General features: G+C 57.7%; 14 protein-coding genes and 3 pseudogenes. 9 read left to right on the top strand and 8 right to left on the bottom strand.

The annotated features are described in order from the left end of the window. Positions 1-15 precede the first annotated feature (15 nt). From traI to ACQ29O_RS23410, 3 genes are all read right to left on the bottom strand, one after another. Positions 16-5274, bottom strand: coding sequence for a conjugative transfer relaxase/helicase TraI (traI, locus tag ACQ29O_RS23420; protein WP_253336259.1), 5259 nt, complete (start codon positions 5272-5274; stop codon positions 16-18). Then, a complete protein-coding gene (traD, locus tag ACQ29O_RS23415; protein WP_430761452.1) occupies positions 5274-7589 on the bottom strand; it encodes a type IV conjugative transfer system coupling protein TraD in 2316 nt (771 codons plus the stop codon). Before traD ends, traI begins: the two co-directional genes overlap by 1 nt. A gap of 68 nt (positions 7590-7657) precedes the next feature. Beyond that, positions 7658-8362, bottom strand: coding sequence for an IS6-like element IS26 family transposase (locus tag ACQ29O_RS23410; protein ID WP_001067855.1), 705 nt, complete (start codon positions 8360-8362; stop codon positions 7658-7660). A gap of 64 nt (positions 8363-8426) precedes the next feature. Between ACQ29O_RS23410 and ACQ29O_RS23405 the strand changes: the two are divergent. The 3 genes and pseudogenes from ACQ29O_RS23405 to ACQ29O_RS23395 form a co-directional block, all read left to right on the top strand. Next, a pseudogene (locus ACQ29O_RS23405) lies at positions 8427-9941 on the top strand (Tn3-like element TnAs3 family transposase); the annotation flags it as partial. Positions 9942-10019: 78 nt separating this feature from the next. Further along, entirely contained in the window at positions 10020-11024 is a 1005-nt protein-coding gene (locus ACQ29O_RS23400; protein WP_000427619.1) for an IS110-like element IS5075 family transposase, read from the top strand. A 321-nt stretch (positions 11025-11345) separates the two neighbouring features. Continuing rightward, positions 11346-11678 (top strand): hypothetical protein, encoded by a 333-nt coding sequence (locus ACQ29O_RS23395; RefSeq protein WP_223366082.1) that lies wholly within the window; start codon positions 11346-11348, stop codon positions 11676-11678. An 84-nt stretch (positions 11679-11762) separates the two neighbouring features. Here ACQ29O_RS23395 and ACQ29O_RS23390 read toward each other — a convergent pair whose 3' ends face one another. Next, entirely contained in the window at positions 11763-12467 is a 705-nt protein-coding gene (locus ACQ29O_RS23390) for an IS6-like element IS1006 family transposase (RefSeq protein ID WP_001067784.1), read from the bottom strand. A 63-nt stretch (positions 12468-12530) separates the two neighbouring features. Between ACQ29O_RS23390 and ACQ29O_RS23385 the strand changes: the two are divergent. The 5 genes and pseudogenes from ACQ29O_RS23385 to ACQ29O_RS23365 all read left to right on the top strand — a co-directional run. Continuing rightward, positions 12531-13361: pseudogene (locus tag ACQ29O_RS23385) on the top strand (IS91-like element ISCR2 family transposase); the annotation flags it as partial. Positions 13362-13391: 30 nt separating this feature from the next. After that, on the top strand, positions 13392-14276 hold the full coding sequence (locus ACQ29O_RS23380) for a DUF3363 domain-containing protein (RefSeq protein ID WP_001447541.1): 885 nt from the start codon (positions 13392-13394) through the stop codon (positions 14274-14276). A 216-nt stretch (positions 14277-14492) separates the two neighbouring features. Beyond that, positions 14493-15707 (top strand): chloramphenicol/florfenicol efflux MFS transporter FloR, encoded by a 1215-nt coding sequence (gene floR / locus ACQ29O_RS23375; protein WP_000214122.1) that lies wholly within the window; start codon positions 14493-14495, stop codon positions 15705-15707. 27 nt (positions 15708-15734) lie between these two features. Continuing rightward, positions 15735-16040, top strand: coding sequence for a LysR family transcriptional regulator (locus ACQ29O_RS23370; RefSeq protein WP_001255015.1), 306 nt, complete (start codon positions 15735-15737; stop codon positions 16038-16040). A 111-nt stretch (positions 16041-16151) separates the two neighbouring features. Next, a pseudogene (locus ACQ29O_RS23365) lies at positions 16152-16361 on the top strand (IS91 family transposase); the annotation flags it as partial. Here the strand turns inward: ACQ29O_RS23365 and tet(A) are convergent. Then, complete coding sequence (gene tet(A) / locus ACQ29O_RS23360; protein WP_000804063.1) at positions 16307-17506, bottom strand: tetracycline efflux MFS transporter Tet(A); 1200 nt, start codon at positions 17504-17506, stop codon at positions 16307-16309. The pseudogene ACQ29O_RS23365 and the gene tet(A) overlap by 55 nt on opposite strands. Positions 17507-17611: 105 nt before the next feature. Here tet(A) and tetR(A) point away from each other — a divergent pair, with 105 nt between their 5' ends. Continuing rightward, positions 17612-18262: a tetracycline resistance transcriptional repressor TetR(A) gene (gene tetR(A), locus ACQ29O_RS23355; protein ID WP_038989485.1), complete on the top strand. Its 651-nt coding sequence runs from the start codon at positions 17612-17614 to the stop codon at positions 18260-18262. 31 nt (positions 18263-18293) lie between these two features. On the opposite strand, the gene ACQ29O_RS23350 is transcribed toward tetR(A), so the two are convergent. From ACQ29O_RS23350 to aph(3'')-Ib, 3 genes are all read right to left on the bottom strand, one after another. Further along, positions 18294-18536 (bottom strand): transposase, encoded by a 243-nt coding sequence (locus ACQ29O_RS23350; protein ID WP_000844627.1) that lies wholly within the window; start codon positions 18534-18536, stop codon positions 18294-18296. Positions 18537-18841: 305 nt separating this feature from the next. Further along, on the bottom strand, positions 18842-19678 hold the full coding sequence (locus ACQ29O_RS23345) for an aminoglycoside O-phosphotransferase APH(6)-Id (protein ID WP_000480968.1): 837 nt from the start codon (positions 19676-19678) through the stop codon (positions 18842-18844). Beyond that, positions 19678-20481, bottom strand: coding sequence for an aminoglycoside O-phosphotransferase APH(3'')-Ib (aph(3'')-Ib, locus tag ACQ29O_RS23340; protein WP_001082319.1), 804 nt, complete (start codon positions 20479-20481; stop codon positions 19678-19680). The genes ACQ29O_RS23345 and aph(3'')-Ib overlap by 1 nt, the downstream gene beginning before the upstream one ends. Positions 20482-20532 lie beyond the last annotated feature (51 nt).

The following is a 20532-nucleotide window of genomic DNA, read 5'->3' as shown; positions in this document are numbered from 1 at the left end:
GTTTATCTTCCCGTATCAGTCCCCGTCCGGGGTTCTCTCTTTCTGCAGGTCACGCACCATCTCCTGCTCCGTCTGCTGCAGCCGCTCTCGAACCCGGTTTTCCCGCGCCACTTCCCGGATGGTCTCCCGCTCCCGTACCGGTTCGCGCAGCACACTCTCCGGCAGCGGGGTTTCCCGTTCAGGCGGGGTCATTCTGTCCTGCTCCTGGCCGGCAATCTCTCTGACCGCCTGCGCGGTTTTCTCCTCCGGCAGGTCAGGTTTATCCTCAGCCATTTTACGGACAATCTCTGCGGCACGCTGCTCTGTTTCACGGCGGACTGCCTCTTCTGCCTGCCGCTGTGCCAGAATCTCTGCCGTGACCGGCTCCCCGTTGACCGCGCCGGGTTGCACACTGCTGTCAGGAATATCGCCCCACACCCTGCCGCCGGTAATGGCGCCGGGATTCCACGGACGCCCGTCACCGGCAATTCTCACCACCACGCCGCTGTCAGGGTTATCGCGGGCAATCCGGACGCCCTCCTGCATGTTATCAGCCAGCAGGCTTTCGCCGTTACGACTGCCCTGCAGGGCCACAAACTGCGCCTCTTCGCTGCCTTTCACCCGTCCTTCACCGCTGAAGCCCCGCAGCCCGGCACCGTCATCCGTTGTCAGTGGGTTCAGCCAGATACCGGCGGATTTACCGTTACGGTCAAACGCCGGCAGCGCCACATACGGCTGCGGATATTTGCGCCCCGGTGCAATAAAACGCGCCCGGCTGTCTCCCAGCGCCAGTCCGGCGTTTCGCAGCACGGCACGGCCGGCGGCCACGTCCCGCAGTTCCCGGGCGGTGCTGAACAGCCGCTCTGCATTCATGGCCTCCCGGTCTGCTTTCGGCTCCAGCACATCGTGGGCAGTACCTTTCTGTGCGGCTCTGTTGATGGCATCAGTCCAGCCCTGACGATCGTCGGTGTACACCTGCACATGCTGTTTCATACGCGACAGGGCCACATACGCCGACTCAAAACCGGCCATCTGTTTCCGGCCCCCTTCGGTTCCCTCCAGCGCAATGGCAAACGTCTCACTGGCCCCCTGCGCACCGTGGGCGGTGATGGCATACGCCAGGTCAATATGCTGCTCTGCCCTGTCCTGCCCGGGACGCACCACGCGGGTCTGTTTCCCGTCTGACAGCGTGACACCGTCACCGGAAACCGCGGTCACCGGCCAGACGCTGTTGGCCACATACCCGCGTTCCCTGTCACTCTTCGTGAAACGCATCCGGTCACCGGCCCCCACCCGGATAGTTTCCGGATTGTACAGTGTGACGCCCTCTGCCGCTGCTTCCCGAGGGGAAATCAGGCGCGTGTTGCCGTCGGCATCCTGCAGGGTTATCAGCCCGTCCTCCTTACTGATACCGGCAATCCGGTGATACACTTTATCCACCAGGGCAAGCGCGCACTGATGATTCTCCCAGGTGGACAGACGGCGCAGCTCCCCGTCACGGATATTCGCGGTGGTCAGTACAGGGACAGTGACCTGCTGCTCACCCGGTTTCGCCAGTGCATCCTGAATCATGCTGTTCAGCACCCGACGATCCTCATTCAGATGCGTGACAATCAGCGTCTGCTCCCGGGCGTCCGGCGTTCTGCCGGTATAGTCGCGGACAATGGCCTCATACAGCGTCACGGGCACATCCGGAAAGGCTTCGCCCTTTTTCTCCGCCTCCTGTGCGGCTTTCACCAGTTCCCGCTCCTGCAGACGGCTGAACTCCGTCACCGAGTTTTCCGGCACCCATGCACCCTTCAGGCGGGGAACCTGAACCGGCTTCACGTTTTCAAGCCCGGACAGTGCCTTATTCACATCCCGGTTAATCAGGCTGTACACGGCGTCCCGCAGTTCCGGTGTCTGGCGCACAATCTCTTTCATGATGGCCACATCGGCGGCACTGCGTGTCTGCTGCAGACGGAAAGGCTGACCGGGTGCGATGGCCTGCAGCTGGTCCGTGTCACCACTAGCCACGGCACGACCACCACCGGCCGCAATCAGGGCGTATGCCCGCGCCATATCGGTGTTGCCCACCATCGAACTCTCATCAAGGAGGAACAGCGTGTTGCTGAAATCCGGTGTTTCACCGCTGCGCTGCTGCAGCTGCGTGTCATGCAGAAAGGACGCCAGCGTCTGTGCCTCCACGCCGGCACTGCGCATCTCCCCGACCGCCCTGTGGGTCGGCCCCAGCCCCACGACTCGGGGACGCTCACTCCCAGGCAGTAGGTTCACGGCAGACATCACCGCCCGGAACTGGGTGGTCTTGCTCACCCCGGCGTAGCCCTGTACCACGGTGAAACGGTCTTTCGTTTCGAGTATCATACGGGTGGCGGCACGCTGTCCGGATGTCAGAGTCTCCATGAGTTCGCCGGATACCCTCTCCATCAGTGGCGTGACCGCCTCCTTTCCCTCAAGGATATGATGCAGAATACTCTTTTCAGCGTCATACGATGCACGGGAAATCAGCAGGTCTGTACCATAACCTTTTGCCACATCCACATGCAGTAAATCGCCCCGTTTTATCTGCGCATCAATTTCCCGTCCCAGTTCAGCAAAACCGGTTACCTCTGCAGCAAACGACTTCGCCTCCGTCAGCAGCTCCACCTGACTGAATGCCAGGTTTTTACTTTCCACCACCGGAAGGGCAAGGTGAATGGCCTGCTGTGCCGGCGTGTGAAGCCCGGCTTTCTGGCGGCTGATGGCGGTTTCCAGCGATACCTCACCGGCACGCGCCTTTATCTGCTCAGAAACGACCGTAAAAGACGGGTGACGGGAGAGTTTTTCAGCAGTGCGGGTCTCATCCAGTGAGGAATACAGCCGGACATCCCGGCCGCTGCGGGCCAGACCGTTCAGGGTGGCGTTGTCCATCGCCATCTGTGTGACGGAAACAAAAACTTTCGCACTGTCACTGACGGAATGCCCGGGTGTTTCCACCCAGCCGTTTTCCAGCTTCAGCGCCGTGAACGGGGAATCCCCCACAGGCAGGGAAGCCGGCTCAGCCCGTCCCGGAACGATGACCGTCATCATGCCATCGTTCACCGCTGATACCTGCAGCCGGTCGCCGCCGGAGACGCGAAGCCCGGGAATTTTTCCCGTCACCATAAGACGCTCGCCGTCTGCCACCGGTATCTTCTCCGGCCGGAAGAGTGACCAGCTGCTGTCCAGGGCTGAAATCCGCACCATCTGCTTCTCTCCCTGCGCATCCCGCAGGGTCAGACTGTGACTTTGTGCGGTCACCCGGTCAATCACATACCGGTCATGGGACCGTTTCTCCGGGTTCCACTGCTCCATCACCATCCCTTCACGGTACATGTCGCGCAGGTAACGGTTCCGGCTGTCCAGCCAGACCGGTGACAGCGCGGTCATCATGGTGTCCTGCTGCCCGAGTACCCCCTGCGTCTTCAGCTCACTGCGTATCATCCCCGCCAGTATGGCCTGCTCACGCACGCCGCTGACCTGCGCCACGCTCTCTTCCCCGGCTTTCACCGCGGCCACAAAATCCCCGGCCAGCCGGGCATAGCGGACATTCCGGTCCGGCTCGCTGATAACGGTCGCCGGGGTCTGCTGCCCGCCCTGCCAGCGGTAACTGTTCACGCCGGCCTCCTTCATGGCCATCAGCGCGCTGCCGGTACCGGTGCGCTGACCGCTGTCGGTAATGAGCACCTGGATGTTATGACGCGCCGCGCCATCCAGCAGGGTCAGAGTCTCCTTCAGGGACAGCTTTTCGCCCTGGTCGACAATAACGGTACTGCCCGGGGAAAATGACATGCCCTCCTGCAACTGACGACGCCCGGTTATCAGCTCACCGGACAGACGTTCATCCTGCTTCAGGTTCGTCTGCGAACGGCGGTCGGCGGCAATAATCTGCACCTCACGCCCCTGCTCCCGGGCCATCATCGTCAGATCCGCTACCCGCTCCCGCTGACCGGCAGCACTGCCCTGACCACTGATAATGGCCAGTGACGGGCGATCCTGAGCCAAGACACTCACCGCGTCGCTGTAACTTCCCGTGCGGGGCACGCTCTTCTCCGGATGGACGGTCACCCGGTTCTGCTTCATGATATCGCTGCTGAGTGCCCGGACAGACAGCTCATCGAGCACATGAATACCGGAGGTGAACAGTACTTTCTCCCGGTCGAGGGGGATAAGCCGCTCGCGGCTGATGGCCTCATCAATCCCGGCCCGGGCTTTCTCAATCACGCCGGCTTCCGGCGGCAGCATGCCAACCGTTCTGGCCAGCACGTCGGTATACGTAAACTGAACCTTCCGGTCGCTTAATCCGGCAATGGCCTGCGTCACCGCCTGCTGAATATCCGGCTGCTCCTGTGACGGAACAGGCTGTGCTGCCTGTATTTCCGCCCGCCTGTCCGCAGCCTCACGGTATGCGCTGATATCAAACCCGGTATCTTTCAGGGTCTGCATCCACTCAGCCATTTTCACTTCCGGATCGACATGCTGTTTGGATTTACGCGTATCCAGCGCCGCCACATCCCGGGATTTCAGCGAGGCATCCTCCCCGACCGCCTCCCGGATGGCCTGCGAACGGCTGGAAAAGGCCTCCACCGGGACACCGGGCATCTCCCACATACCGTGCTTACCGACCACTTCCGTTTCATAGCCCAGCGCTTCAACCTTCTCTTTCAGCACCGCGCGGTAAATCTTCCCGAAGGCTATCTGGTTAGCATAGACATTCTCGATAAATCCCGTTTTTCCCACCTTATCACTGCTCAGGGTCTTCCATTCCCCGTCATGCAGCGTGACGTTGGCCACCACGGCATGGGTATGCAGCTGCGGCTCCTGGTCACGACTGGTGTCATGATTGAACAGCGCCATCACCAGGTTCCCGGTGAGCACGGTTTCTGACTGCCCGTCCGTCATCACTCTGGTGGAGGCCAGCGCCTCAACCTGACGGACAGCGATATCCACCGCCTGGTTGTGTGCCTCAGTCAGGCGTTTATCGCCGGCCAGCATGGCTATCAGGGAAACACTTTTGGGGGCAGAGAAGGTCAGATCATAGCCGGGGCGGTGTTTGTTGCCGCCGTCCTGCTGTCGGCTCAGATCAGCCCCGTCGGGCAGTCGGCCTTCCAGTACCCGGGTGAACACCTCCTTATCGACGGTGCCCTGCACCCCCAGTTGCTCCGCGCCTTTTCCGGCCCAGCGTTCCTCCAGACTGCCCAGCACGTAGTAGTTATCCCTGTCGCTGTAATAACCGGCGGCACTCCCCGCTGACCGGACCTGTGCAATGCTCATCATCAGAAATGATCTCCCGGTTCCGGTTCATCCTTTCCGTGCCCATGGTGAACGTTGATATTCACTTCCTCCCGCCGTTGCATCTGCTGCTGAGTATTCACCTCCTGCTCCTGCCGCCAGCGCTCATACGCCGCCATGTCCACCACTTCACCGGCCGCATTAATGCCGGGGGGCAGCGGCTGCTCTTCGTCTTCCTGCTTCATTTTCAGTTCCTGTCCGACACCGCCTGCGGACGTATTCGCGGCGGTACCCGCCGCTGCTGATTTTTTATCGCTGACAACCGTGGGCTGTGGCTGTTGCGGCTGTTGCGGCTGTTGCGGCTGTTGCGGCTGTTGCGGCTGTTGCGGCTGTTGCGGCTGTTGCGGCTGTTGCGGCTGTTGCGGCTGTTGCGGCTGTTGCGGCTGTTGCGGCTGTTGCGGCTGTTGCGGCTGTTGCGGCTGTTGCGGCTGTTGCGGCTGTTCAGCCTGCGCTTCTGCTGCTGCCGGCGCAACCGCTTCTGTATCCGGTTCAAACAGGCTGGACATCTGACGTCCCTCAGCTTCCCTTGCAGCCAGAACGGCGCTCAGACGGGCTTCCGCCTCAGGATTCATTTCCCGGGGAATAAACTCCGGCGCCACTTTGGGACGTTCCTGGTATTTCAGGGCCAGCTTCACTGCCGGATAGGGTCCGGGCAGCGTGACATAACAGGTCAGGTCGGGCAGTGACTGAATATCGGAGTAGCTGACCAGTGTGACACGCTCCATCTCCTTACCGGTTGACACCCCGTCACGAACGGGATCGGCACCATAGGAATACTGCTCACTGGCTTTCAGGATCTCTTTTTCACCAATCTCATGGGCGACATAGTCGGCAATCTTATAGCTGGGTGAGCGGAAAAAGGCCCTTGTGTTCATAACATCCAGCAGGGTTGCCGCCGCTTTCTCGCCATAGATATCCTCCATCTGTGTACTGGACTGAATACCAAAGACATAGCAGCCCCCGAATTTACGGGCTTCCGGGACAATTTCCACGAGGTCGGGCAGCTTGTGCAGCGTGGGCAACTCATCACAGAAGAACCACACCCGACGGTTACGGTTCTCTCCCATCGCCAGCAGGCCCCGGATGGCAATGGACAGCCACATGGAAATCACCGGCTTCAGGGAAGAATGTGTGTCAGCGTTTGAAGAAATAAACAGCCAGCCGTTTTTTTGATCCTCCCGGACGCCGCGCATCCAGTCACGGATGGTGAACGGTTCACCGTTACGCTCGATCCCCTGAAGATAGCGGACGGCTTTTACATAGTTGGTCAGCACGGCCCGGATGGAAATGGCCGTCTTCTCGATTTTTTCTTCCACCAGGTTGGCCGCCGGGGAATCACGCAGGTAGGTTCGCAGTTTTTCAATTTTGATTGAGAGCAGCGTGTCAACCAGCTTACTGTAGCTGCGATCGCTGTCATTACGCATCAGGTATGCCGCTTCAGCAAAAATGGTTCGTCCGGAACCCTGCCAGAACGGATCCTCCTTCGTGCCCATCGGGATCAGGGTATTCGCCGCATTATCAAAATCCGGCAGGGTGAGGCATTCCCGCCATAAATCCCATGCGGCACACCGCGCGTCACAGGGGGTGAGAATTTTATCGATGGACGGGTCGTAGTAGCTTTTGACAAACTCACAGGAACGATCGTACATCACCACCATGTCGCCGCGCTGACGGGCATAGTTAGCCAGCCGGCGAATGATTTCAGACTTACCGGTACTGACTGTCCCGTGGAGCAAAAAGTTCTGAATCTCTGAATCCTTAATGATTGGCAAATCGCCAATCAGGATATCGGACGCTTTTCCGTCTTTTTTCAGCATTCTGGCAACGTCTTTCGGATTGTCGGTAAGTTGGCGTCCTCCGGTAACATCATCCTCACTCTGCTGTTTTCCCTGACGTCCCAGAATCCATGTGGTCATAAAAAATGTAATCAGGCAGATAACCAGCGCCACACAGGCGGCCAGAACAAAGGCCGACCACAGTTGCTCCCCACACCAGACCGTGTATTTGTCCTGCAGAACCTGAGCGGCGTTCATCCGGAACGTCTGGCCGTAATACCGGATCTCATAGACAGGCTGGGATTTAATTAAATCCCGCATTCCTTCAAGCGTGGTACACCACCAGTAGATACACCCATTCACAAACGTCTGCCAGCTGAGTTTCACCCATAACACCAGGCCGACGAGTATCCAGAAGAAAATAAACAGGCAGTAAAATATAATGTTGGCGATCTGGCTGAACATGCGAATACGCATGGACGCAATCTGACCGCCCTGGGTCATATCCTTCGCATTAAAGCTCATAGATGTTATTCCAAAGGGCACTGTTGCAAAGTTAGCGATGAGGCAGCCTTTTGTCTTATTCAAAGGCCTTACATTTCAAAAACTCTGCTTACCAGGCGCATTTCGCCCAGGGGATCACCATAATAAAATGCTGAGGCCTGGCCTTTGCGTAGTGCACGCATCACCTCAATACCTTTGATGGTGGCGTAAGCCGTCTTCATGGATTTAAATCCCAGCGTGGCGCCGATTATCCGTTTCAGTTTGCCATGATCGCATTCAATCACGTTGTTCCGGTACTTAATCTGTCGGTGTTCAACGTCAGACGGGCACCGGCCTTCGCGTTTGAGCAGAGCAAGCGCGCGACCATAGGCGGGCGCTTTATCCGTGTTGATGAATCGCGGGATCTGCCACTTCTTCACGTTGTTGAGGATTTTACCCAGAAACCGGTATGCAGCTTTGCTGTTACGACGGGAGGAGAGATAAAAATCGACAGTGCGGCCCCGGCTGTCGACGGCCCGGTACAGATACGCCCAGCGGCCATTGACCTTCACGTAGGTTTCATCCATGTGCCACGGGCAAAGATCGGAAGGGTTACGCCAGTACCAGCGCAGCCGTTTTTCCATTTCAGGCGCATAACGCTGAACCCAGCGGTAAATCGTGGAGTGATCGACATTCACTCCGCGTTCAGCCAGCATCTCCTGCAGCTCACGGTAACTGATGCCGTATTTGCAGTACCAGCGTACGGCCCACAGAATGATGTCACGCTGAAAATGCCGGCCTTTGAATGGGTTCATGTGCAGCTCCATCAGCAAAAGGGGATGATAAGTTTATCACCACCGACTATTTGCAACAGTGCCCTTCGAGGACTACCTGGTACCGCCCGAGAAGTTCACCAGCCTCAAGCAGTCCAGCGAATTGCCGCTGGCCGTGGCCACCGACTGCGAACAATATCTGCATGAGCGGCTGACGCTGCTGGAAGCACAACTTGCCACCGTCAACCGCATGGCGGCAGCCAACGACCTGCCGGATGCCATCATCACCGAGTCGGGCTTGAAGATCACGCCGCTGGATGCGGCGGTGCCCGACACCGCGCAGGCGCTGATAGACCAGACAGCCATGGTCCTGCCGCACGTCAAGATCACCGAACTGCTGCTCGAAGTCGATGAGTGGACGGGCTTCACCCGGCACTTCACGCACTTGAAATCGGGCGATCTGGCCAAGGACAAGAACCTGTTGTTGACCACGATCCTGGCCGACGCGATCAACCTGGGCCTGACCAAGATGGCCGAGTCCTGCCCCGGCACGACCTACGCGAAGCTCGCTTGGCTGCAAGCCTGGCATACCCGCGACGAAACGTACTCGACAGCGTTGGCTGAACTGGTCAACGCTCAGTTTCGGCATCCCTTTGCCGGGCACTGGGGCGATGGCACCACATCATCATCGGACGGACAGAATTTCCGAACCGCTAGCAAGGCAAAGAGCACGGGGCACATCAACCCAAAATATGGCAGCAGCCCAGGACGGACTTTCTACACCCACATCTCCGACCAATACGCGCCATTCCACACCAAGGTGGTCAATGTCGGCCTGCGCGACTCAACCTACGTGCTCGACGGCCTGCTGTACCACGAATCCGACCTGCGGATCGAGGAGCACTACACCGACACGGCGGGCTTCACCGATCACGTCTTCGCCCTGATGCACCTCTTGGGCTTCCGCTTCGCGCCGCGCATCCGCGACCTGGGCGACACCAAGCTCTACATCCCGAAGGGCGATGCCGCCTATGACGCGCTCAAGCCGATGATCGGCGGCACGCTCAACATCAAGCACGTCCGCGCCCATTGGGACGAAATCCTGCGGCTGGCCACCTCGATCAAGCAGGGCACGGTGACGGCCTCGCTGATGCTCAGGAAACTCGGCAGCTACCCGCGCCAGAACGGCTTGGCCGTCGCGCTGCGCGAGTTGGGCCGCATCGAGCGCACGCTGTTCATCCTCGACTGGCTGCAAAGCGTCGAGCTACGCCGCCGCGTGCATGCCGGGCTGAACAAGGGCGAGGCGCGCAATGCGCTGGCCCGTGCCGTGTTCTTCAACCGCCTTGGTGAAATCCGTGACCGCAGTTTCGAGCAGCAGCGCTACCGGGCCAGCGGCCTCAACCTGGTGACGGCGGCCATCGTGCTGTGGAACACGGTCTACCTGGAGCGTGCGGCGCATGCGTTGCGCGGCAATGGTCATGCCGTCGATGACTCGCTATTGCAGTACCTGTCGCCACTCGGCTGGGAGCACATCAACCTGACCGGTGATTACCTATGGCGCAGCAGCGCCAAGATCGGCGCGGGGAAGTTCAGGCCGCTACGGCCTCTGCAACCGGCTTAGCGTGCTTTATTTAATGAGATGGTCACTCCCTCCTTCCCGGTACTATGCTGAGGACAGGCTTTCATTCGGAGAACCATCATGGAAAACATTGCGCTTATTGGTATCGATCTGGGTAAGAACTCTTTCCATATTCATTGTCAGGATCATCGTGGGAAGGCCGTTTACCGTAAAAAATTCACCCGACCAAAGCTAATCGAATTTCTGGCGACATGCCCGGCAACAACCATCGCGATGGAAGCCTGTGGCGGTTCTCACTTTATGGCACGCAAGCTGGAAGAGTTAGGGCATTTTCCAAAGCTGATATCACCGCAATTTGTCCGCCCATTCGTTAAAAGCAACAAAAATGACTTCGTTGATGCTGAAGCTATCTGTGAAGCAGCATCACGTCCATCTATGCGTTTCGTGCAGCCCAGAACCGAATCTCAGCAGGCAATGCGAGCTCTGCATCGTGTCCGTGAATCCCTGGTTCAGGATAAGGTGAAAACAACTAATCAGATGCATGCTTTTCTGCTGGAATTTGGTATCAGCGTTCCGCGAGGTGCTGCCGTTATTAGTCGACTGAGTACCCTTCTTGAGGACAGTAGTTTGCCTCTTTATCTCAGCCAGTTACTGCTGAAATTACAACAGCATTATCACTATCTTGTTGAGCAGATTAAAGATCTGGAATCTCAGTTGAAACGAAAGTTGGACGAAGATGAGGTTGGACAGCGCTTGCTGAGTATTCCCTGCGTTGGAACGCTGACTGCCAGTACTATTTCAACTGAGATTGGCGACGGGAAGCAGTACGCCAGCAGCCGTGACTTTGCGGCGGCAACAGGGCTGGTACCCCGACAGTACAGCACGGGAGGTCGGACGACATTGTTAGGGATTAGCAAGCGGGGCAACAAAAAGATCCGAACTTTGTTGGTTCAGTGTGCCAGGGTATTCATACAAAAACTGGAACACCAGTCTGGCAAGTTGGCCGACTGGGTCAGGGAGTTGTTGTGTCGGAAAAGCAACTTTGTCGTCACCTGTGCTCTGGCAAACAAGCTGGCCAGAATAGCCTGGGCACTGACGGCGCGACAGCAAACTTACGAAGCATAAAGGCAGAAATACACCAGTTTAAACAATCATTCATCTGGTTTTGCGAATACTGATATTGATGATACTAACGGCCCACCGGCCTGTTGAGGAACCTGTAAAACGGAAAGGCTCATTGAAGCCGTATATTTTCTGGAGGTTCATCAGGCGCGGAACTCATCGAGGCGCGGGAATAAAATCCCATTCAGACGCCGGATAGATTCAAGCAAGCCAACTTGTCGTCAAAATCGGTGTTGCAAAAACGGGAGTGACCATAGATTCCGTTTTCTGAGACGACCCCTAGTTGTTTGCGGTCTTGCGTGGCAGGGAGCAGGCATCTTTAACTTGCCTTTCACAGTGATGCTATGGACTATCATTAGATTAATTATCGTGGTATCGCTTGTATTTATTACTGGAAAATTCGGTCTATCAAGAGAGTTTACTTTCCCCGCAGCAGCAGTAGGTTTAGCTTTTAGTTTATTCCCTGTCCTTGATCATATTGCGTTAGGTTATTCTGCTAAAAATTTCTATGAAACCACTAATTTTATGGGGCAAACGGTTCGGGAATTTGGTGCCAGTAAAATTACGGTCTGGTGGGGTTCGATTTATGCCAAAATAGCCTATGCTAGCCTTGCAGGTTTAATTGGATATGGTGTTAAGGTCGCCACTGATGATTAAAAAAGAAAAACCAACTTGAAGTTGGTTTTTTTGGCACTGTTGCAAATAGAGATTTGAGTCGATGATGTTCCCTTTAAAAAGTACTTAGAGACCGAAAACCCTGTTGATTAGACACACTTCACCCTGAGGCTGACCATAATAAAATGACGATGCTTGTCCTTTACGTAGTGCACGCATGACTTCAATACCTTTAATTGTGGCATAAGCCGTCTTCATAGATTTGAATCCTAATGTGGCCCTGATGATCCGCTTTAGCTTGCCATGATCACATTCAATCACGTTATTTTTATACTTAATCTGCCTGTGCTCAAGGTCTGGTGGACATTTACCTTCCCGTTTTAACCGTGATAAAGCACGTCCATATGTGGGTGCTTTATCCGTGTTGATCACTTGTGGAATTTGCCACTTCTTCACATTATTTAAAATTTTTCCAAGAAAACAATATGCTGATTTGGTATTACGTCTAGAAGAAAGATAAAAATCAATGGTATCGCCACGTTGATCGACTGCACGATACAGATAAGACCATCGTCCATTCACTTTTACATAGGTTTCATCAATATGCCACGAGCTCAGATCTGTAGGATTACGCCAATACCAGCGTAAACGTTTTTCTATTTCAGGAGCATAACGTTGAACCCAACGGTAAATAGTCGTGTGATCAACATTCACACCCCGTTCGGCCAGCATTTCCTGCAGTTCACGATAGCTAATGCCATATTTACAATACCAGCGCACAGCCCAAAGAATGATTTCGCCCTGAAAATGCCGACCATGGAAAGGATTCATATGCTGCACCTTTAGCTAAAACAGTCTTCAGCTTACCATTCGTGGTTATTTGCAACAGTGCCGCTGACGCACACCATCGCCCACCGGGTGGGTCGCTATCTGGAACGGCAAGGCCTGCTGGAACGGGATGTCGAAAACAGCTATCTGGCCTCGGATGCGGTGGATGACGACCCGATGACACCCCTGCTGGGGCACTCGATCACTTACCGTATCGCTGTCGGTTCACAGGCGGGGCGAAAGGTGTTCACTTTGCAAACTCTGCCGACCAGTGGTGATCCGTTCGGTGACGGGATTGGCAAGGTAGCCGGGTCCAGCCTGCACGCCGGCGTGGCGGCCAGGGCCGATGAACGCAAGAAGCTCGAACGGCTGTGCCGGTACATCAGCCGCCCGGCGGTATCCGAGAAGCGGCTGTCGTTAACACGAGGCGGCAACGTGCGCTACCAGCTCAAGACGCCGTACCGGGACGGCACCACGCACGTCATTTTCGAACCATTGGATTTCATTGCAAGGCTGGCCGCCCTGGTACCGAAGCCCAGAGTCAACCTAACCCGCTTCCACGGGGTGTTCGCACCCAACAGTCGGCACCGGGCGTTGGTCACGCCGGCAAAACGGGGCAGGGGCAACAAGGTCAGGGTGGCTGATGAACCGGCAACACCAGCACAACGGCGAGCGTCGATGACATGGGCGCAACGGCTCAAGCGTGTTTTCAATATCGACATCGAGACCTGCAGCGGCTGCGGCGGCGCCATGAAAGTCATCGCCTGCATTGAAGACCCTATAGTGATCAAGCAGATCCTTGATCACCTGAAGCACAAAGCCGAAACCAGCGGGACCAGGGCGTTACCCGAAAGCCGGGCGCCACCGGCTGAGCTGCTCCTGGGTCTGTTTGACTGACGAGCCTGAAGGCCAACGATACCAATCAAAATGCTGCGTTCACAGCGCCGCGGCAGGGATCCGCCGTGCTGGTTGTCGGAAAAGGAGCCGCTAGTGGGAAAGAGGAGGGTAAATTTTCAGCGTTGCTGGCTCCCCGTCAGCCGGATTGGGTTGCATCGCAGGGGTGTCGAAAGAGTCAACTGCGGTCCAAAGCTGTTGGACTTGGGTGAAAAGGGCGTTTATTCTTCCTATACGTGCCGCGTTCCAGGCGGCGACTATGAGGGCTATGTCGATGCCCATGTGCGCCGGCTGGAGGCGCTACGCCGGGCCGGTATCGTCGAGCGGATCGACGCCGACCAATGGCGCATCCCCGATGATCTGGTCAGCCGTGCCGCCGCCCATGACGCCGGCCGAGACAGTCAGGCCAGCGTTCGCGTCCTTTCCCCGGTCGATCTGAACAAACAGATCGGATCGGACGGCGCGACCTGGCTGGACCGGCGGCTGATCCACGGCGAGACGGCCGACCTTGCGCCAACCGGCTTCGGGCAACAAGTCCGCGAAGCCATGGACCAGCGCCGCGAGCACCATATCGAACAGGGCGACGCCACCCGCAGCCGGGACAGCCGCGTCTTCTACCGGCGCAACCTTCTCGCCATCCTGCGGGAGCGCGAGGTAGCCGGCGTCGGATCGGATATGGCTTTGAGTAAGGGCCTGCCGTTCCGCGCCGCCACGGACGGCGAGAGCGTCAGCGGCAAGTTTACCGGAACCGTGCATCTATCGAGCGGCAAGTTCGCCGTGGTCGAGAAATCCCATGAGTTCACCCTTGTCCCGTGGCGGCCGATCATCGACCGCCAACTCGGCCGCGAGGTTATGGGCATCGTGCAGGGCGGGTCGGTGTCGTGGCAGTTAGGGCGGCAGAGGGGGCTGGAACGCTGAGTGCGCCCATGCCGCATTGCGAAGCAAAAGATAATCGGATAAAATGTAGCAATTCATATTCGTAAGCGTGGAGTAATCAGATGGGAAATTCCAAGTCAGCAGACAAGTAAGCCGCAACAACCAGTATTGTTGTTGCGGCGCTCTGTAAGGCTAGTCTCATCTGATTGCTGACGAGCAGACGTCGCCCGGTATTCCTTAATCGAGGGTTGATTCGTCATGACCACCACACGCCCCGCGTGGGCCTATACGCTGCCGGCAGCACTGCTGCTGATGGCTCCTTTCGACATCCTCGCTTCACTGGCGATGGATATTTATCTCCCTGTCGTTCCAGCGATGCCCGGCATCCTGAACACGACGCCCGCTATGATCCAACTCACGTTGAGCCTCTATATGGTGATGCTCGGCGTGGGCCAGGTGATTTTTGGTCCGCTCTCAGACAGAATCGGGCGACGGCCAATTCTACTTGCGGGCGCAACGGCTTTCGTCATTGCGTCTCTGGGAGCAGCTTGGTCTTCAACTGCACCGGCCTTTGTCGCTTTCCGTCTACTTCAAGCAGTGGGCGCGTCGGCCATGCTGGTGGCGACGTTCGCGACGGTTCGCGACGTTTATGCCAACCGTCCTGAGGGTGTCGTCATCTACGGCCTTTTCAGTTCGATGCTGGCGTTCGTGCCTGCGCTCGGCCCTATCGCCGGAGTATTGATCGGCGAGTTCTTGGGATGGCAGGCGATATTCATTACTTTGGCTATACTGGCGATGCTCGCACTCCTAAATGCGGGTTTCAGGTGGCACGAAACCCGCCCTCTGGATCAAGTCAAGACGCGCCGATCTGTCTTGCCGATCTTCGCGAGTCCGGCTTTTTGGGTTTACACTGTCGGCTTTAGCGCCGGTATGGGCACCTACTTCGTCTTCTTCTCGACGGCTCCCCGTGTGCTCATAGGCCAAGCGGAATATTCCGAGATCGGATTCAGCTTTGCCTTCGCCACTGTCGCGCTTGTAATGATCGTGACAACCCGTTTCGCGAAGTCCTTTGTCGCCAGATGGGGCATCGCAGGATGCGTGGCGCGTGGGATGGCGTTGCTTGTTTGCGGAGCGGTCCTGTTGGGGATCGGCGAACTTTACGGCTCGCCGTCATTCCTCACCTTCATCCTACCGATGTGGGTTGTCGCGGTCGGTATTGTCTTCACGGTGTCCGTTACCGCGAACGGCGCTTTGGCAGAGTTCGACGACATCGCGGGATCAGCGGTCGCGTTCTACTTCTGCGTTCAAAGCCTGATAGTCAGCATTGTCGGGACATTGGCGGTGGCACTTTTAAACGGTGACACAGCGTGGCCCGTGATCTGTTACGCCACGGCGATGGCGGTACTGGTTTCGTTGGGGCTGGTGCTCCTTCGGCTCCGTGGGGCTGCCACCGAGAAGTCGCCAGTCGTCTAACCGACGACTGGTAGCAGGCCCGCTCCGATGCGGCGCACTAACCATCGAAACCTCGTGAATGTCGGTATCCTGTCTGGCAGGATACCGCTCATTTCCCTTGTTCAGTTCATCGCCGTCGCCGAGCATCTGAATTTTCGGCATGCGGCCAAGGCACTTGGTATCAGCCAGTCGAGCGTCAGCGCGCGTGTGAAAGCGCTGGAGGATAACCTTGGTGTCCTGCTATTTGAGCGCCATGCGCGGGGCGTTCGGCTAACAGACGCAGGCAGGCACTTCATGGAGCGTGTCACGGCGGGTGTCGATCAACTCGATCACGCAGTGAAGACCGCGGAGTGACGGGCACTGGCTGGCAATGTCTAGCAACGGCAGGCATTTCGGCTGAGGGTAAAAGAACTTTCCGCTAAGCGATAGACTGTATGTAAACACAGTATTGCAAGGACGCGGAACATGCCTCATGTGGCGGCCAGGACGGCCAGCCGGGATCGGGATACTGGTCGTTACCAGAGCCACCGACCCGAGCAAACCCTTCTCTATCAGATCGTTGACGAGTATTACCCGGCATTCGCTGCGCTTATGGCAGAGCAGGGAAAGGAATTGCCGGGCTATGTGCAACGGGAATTTGAAGAATTTCTCCAAAGCCCGCGACGCAGCGCCGGCAGGCAGAGCAAGTAGAGGGCAGCGCCTGCAATCCATGCCCACCCGTTCCACGTTGTTATAGAAGCCGCATAGATCGCCGTGAAGAGGAGGGGTCCGACGATCGAGGTCAGGCTGGTGAGCGCCGCCAGTGAGCCTTGCAGCTGCCCCTGACGTTCCTCATCCACCTGCCTGGACAACATTGCTTGCAGCGCCGGCATTCCGATGCCACCCGAAGCAAGCAGGACCATGATCGGGAACGCCATCCATCCCCGTGTCGCGAAGGCAAGCAGGATGTAGCCTGTGCCGTCGGCAATCATTCCGAGCATGAGTGCCCGCCTTTCGCCGAGCCGGGCGGCTACAGGGCCGGTGATCATTGCCTGGGCGAGTGAATGCAGAATGCCAAATGCGGCAAGCGAAATGCCGATCGTGGTCGCGTCCCAGTGAAAGCGATCCTCGCCGAAAATGACCCAAAGCGCGGCCGGCACCTGTCCGACAAGTTGCATGATGAAGAAGACCGCCATCAGGGCGGCGACGACGGTCATGCCCCGGGCCCACCGGAACGAAGCGAGCGGGTTGAGAGCCTCCCGGCGTAACGGCCGGCGTTCGCCTTTGTGCGACTCCGGCAAAAGGAAACAGCCCGTCAGGAAATTGAGGCCGTTCAAGGCTGCCGCGGCGAAGAACGGAGCGTGGGGGGAGAAACCGCCCATCAGCCCACCGAGCACAGGTCCCGCGACCATCCCGAACCCGAAACAGGCGCTCATGAAGCCGAAGTGCCGCGCGCGCTCATCGCCATCAGTGATATCGGCAATATAAGCGCCGGCTACCGCCCCAGTCGCCCCGGTGATGCCGGCCACGATCCGCCCGATATAGAGAACCCAAAGGAAAGGCGCCGTCGCCATGATGGCGTAGTCGACAGCAGCGCCGGCCAGCGAGACGAGCAAGACCGGCCGCCGCCCGAAACGATCCGACAGCGCGCCCAGCACAGGTGCGCAGGCAAATTGCATCAACGCATACAGCGCCAGCAGAATGCCATAGTGGGCGGTGACGTCGTTCGAGTGAACCAGATCGCGCAGGAGGCCCGGCAGCACCGGCATAATCAGGCCGATGCCGACAGCGTCGAGCGCGACAGTGCTCAGAATTACGATCAGGGGTCTGTTGGGTTTCACGTCTGGCCTCCGGACCAGCCTCCGCTGGTCCGATTGAACGCGCGGATTCTTTATCACTGATAAGTTGGTGGACATATTATGTTTATCAGTGATAAAGTGTCAAGCATGACAAAGTTGCAGCCGAATACAGTGATCCGTGCCGCCCTGGACCTGTTGAACGAGGTCGGCGTAGACGGTCTGACGACACGCAAACTGGCGGAACGGTTGGGGGTTCAGCAGCCGGCGCTTTACTGGCACTTCAGGAACAAGCGGGCGCTGCTCGACGCACTGGCCGAAGCCATGCTGGCGGAGAATCATACGCATTCGGTGCCGAGAGCCGACGACGACTGGCGCTCATTTCTGATCGGGAATGCCCGCAGCTTCAGGCAGGCGCTGCTCGCCTACCGCGATGGCGCGCGCATCCATGCCGGCACGCGACCGGGCGCACCGCAGATGGAAACGGCCGACGCGCAGCTTCGCTTCCTCTGCGAGGCGGGTTTTTCGGCCGGGGACGCCGTCAATGCGCTGATGACAATCAGCTACTTCACTGTTGGGGCCGTGCTTGAGGAGCAGGCCGGCGACAGCGATGCCGGCGAGCGCGGCGGCACCGTTGAACAGGCTCCGCTCTCGCCGCTGTTGCGGGCCGCGATAGACGCCTTCGACGAAGCCCGTCCGGACGCAGCGTTCGAGCAGGGACTCGCGGTGATTGTCGATGGATTGGCGAAAAGGAGGCTCGTTGTCAGGAACGTTGAAGGACCGAGAAAGGGTGACGATTGATCAGGACCGCTGCCGGAGCGCAACCCACTCACTACAGCAGAGCCATGTAGACAACATCCCCTCCCCCTTTCCACCGCGTCAGACGCCCGTAGCAGCCCGCTACGGGCTTTTTCATGCCCTGCCCTAGCGTCCAAGCCTCACGGCCGCGCTCGGCCTCTCTGGCGGCCTTCTGGCGCTCCTGCTGCGGCGTCCGCTCGTGGGCCGTGGCGCGGGTCCGCGCGCCGGCCTCGTGCGCCTGGCGCTCGCGGGCGAGGTCCAGGGCGGCCGTCTTCACGTTCTGCCTTGCGCAGATGAGATAGATCTAGCGTGGACTCAAGGCTCTCGCGAATGGCTCGCGTTGGAAACTTTCATTGACACTTGAGGGGCACCGCAGGGAAATTCTCGTCCTTGCGAGAACCGGCTATGTCGTGCTGCGCATCGAGCCTGCGCCCTTGGCTTGTCTCGCCCCTCTCCGCGTCGCTACGGGGCTTCCAGGGGTCGTTTGCGGGAAGGGGCGGAATCCTACGCTAAGGCTTTGGCCAGCGATATTCTCCGGTGAGATTGATGTGTTCCCAGGGGATAGGAGAAGTCGCTTGATATCTAGTATGACGTCTGTCGCACCTGCTTGATCGCGGCCGCGATAGCTAGATCGCGTTGCTCCTCTTCTCCATCCGCGTTCCAAGCTGCGGAAAGGCACCCATAAGCGTACGCCTGGTCGAGCAGGCGACGCGGATCGACGTCCAGCGCACGAGAGAATGCGTCCGCCATCTGTGCAATGCGTCTAGGATCGAGACAAAGGTCGTCTCTGTCAGCCGGATCGTAGAACATATTGGCGGCGCCAAAGCCCACTTCACCGACCAGACCGACGGGATCTATCACCAGCCAGCCGCGACTGGAGAACATGATGTTTTCATGATGCAGATCGCCATGTAGCCCACGCAGTTCCGAGGCATTGCTCATCATTTGATCGGCTATAATCGCCGCGTGGACGTAGTCAGTTTGACAACCTGCGTTTTGATCATCGCGCGCCCGCTGAAACAAAGCTGCAAAGCGATCCCGGATCGGGAGAAGGGCAGAAGGCAGGGGTTCCTCAGATGCGGCATACAGCTTCGCCATTAGTTCCGCTGCAATTTCGGTCGCCTGGTAGTCGCCGTGCTCGGCAACGATGTGAGAGAGCATTCGCTCCCCGGCATATTCGAGCAACATCAGATTGTTCTCACGACCGAGCAACCGGACTGCTCCCCTCCCATTGCGCCATACCAGATAGTCGGCCCCGCGCAGTTCATCAGCAATGTCTTCTATAGGTTTCAATCCCTTGACGATTGCAGGAGTCCCGTCTGGCAATGAAACTTTCCAAACGAGGCTGGAAAAGGTGTCCGCAATGAGAACAGGTTGCGAAACGTGCCAATGAGCAGGAAAAACAGGCGGCATGAACATCAACCCCAAGTCAGAGGGTCCAATCGCAGATAGAAGGCAAGGCGTTCGCGGTCGGGGGCTTCGATCCCCAATACATTGAATAGGACAGCGAAGGCGCGCTCTGCTTCATCTGGCGCTGCCCAGTTCTCTTCGGCGTTAGCAATCATGAGTGCCAAATCGGCATAGCGATCTGCTGTTCCGAGCCGCCCAAGGTCGATCAGACCCGTGCATTGAAGAGTTTTAGGGTCCACCATGAAGTTCGGCATGCAGGGATCACCATGGCAAACAACCATATCGGTGCGCTCTTGGTCGAGCCGCACCGGTAGCTCTCGTTCGACACGAGCCAAAAGATCGAGCTGCGGCGTACTCTTGTCCTCGTCCGGTAAGAAGTCGGGATTGACGGCATTGCGGGACACCACATCAACGGCGCGTCCGAACATTCGCGACAGCCTGCGCTCAAACGGACATTGATCAACCGATAGGCTGTGAACAGCGCCAAGTTGCTGCCCCATTGACGGCCACGCTTTGAGCAAATCCGCTCCAGACAGATCAGCCGCCGGTACTCCCGGAATTGCCGTTATCACCAAGCATGCACCCTCCTGTTCCTCCTGCCAGTTGATGACCTCGGGGCAAGCCACACCTCGACCTTTGAGCCAAATGAGGCGGTCACGCTCTCCAGCGAGCTCACCGCGGCGGGAAGCAGGTGCGATTTTCGCGAAGGCATGCCCGTCACCACGTCGAAAAACAAAATCACCAGATTCTCCGCCTCTGACAGGCAACCAGTCAGAATGCGATTCACCAAAAAAAATATTAGTTCGATTCAATGGAGGTTCCTTCAGTTTTCTGATGAAGCGCGAATATAGAGAAATATCCCG

Source organism: Salmonella sp. GDC200615 (assembly GCF_050574145.1).
Taxonomy (GTDB): Bacteria; Pseudomonadota; Gammaproteobacteria; order Enterobacterales; family Enterobacteriaceae; genus Salmonella; species Salmonella enterica.
Note: the sequence above shows the minus strand (reverse complement) of the source record. Positions and strands in the feature narration are given on the sequence as shown.